The 530-nt window shown below is 21.9% G+C and carries 1 protein-coding gene; it reads right to left on the bottom strand.

Annotation, left to right across the window (positions count from 1 at the left end):
- A partial coding sequence (locus tag JG677_RS08525) for a DUF2972 domain-containing protein (protein WP_200286218.1) occupies window positions 1-530 on the bottom strand: 530 nt, incomplete at both ends.

The raw sequence follows: 530 nt of genomic DNA, 5'->3' as shown, positions 1-530 counted from the left end.
TATAAATACCTAAATTTCCATATACACAAGGATTATCAAATAAAAAATTATAAATATCAATTAATTCAGATTGTTTATTCAAATTAACGTAATTATGCGTTGTAACATGAATTAGAATATCGTTTATTCGCAAAATTATAGGTAAAACAGCCATAAAATAACTATTTGTATTATATTGATAAATTGTAGAATTTATAGGAGCTGTAAAATTCAGTTTTTGAGATAAATCCAAAATTGTTTTTTTTGCTTGACAAGGCATTATTTCCATACAATCAATAAATATAATTTCATTTGGGATAAAATATTTTAAAACTGTTGCTTGCAAAAAATGATTCAAAGATATATATATATTTAATGGAAAGAAACTAGGAAAATTAGAATAGATTTTTTGATTATTTTGAATATTAACCAAGTATCTTCTTGTAAAAAAATCAACATCTTTATCTTTATTTAAATCAATTTGTACCAATTTTTCTCTAAAAGGATGATTTACTCCAGTTTTTAGTCTTGATATTGGATCTCTTACTAAA

This window comes from Campylobacter sp. TTU-622 (genome assembly GCF_016598965.1).
Lineage (GTDB): Bacteria > Campylobacterota > Campylobacteria > Campylobacterales > Campylobacteraceae > Campylobacter_D.
This window is presented reverse-complemented; position numbering and strand designations above follow the sequence as displayed.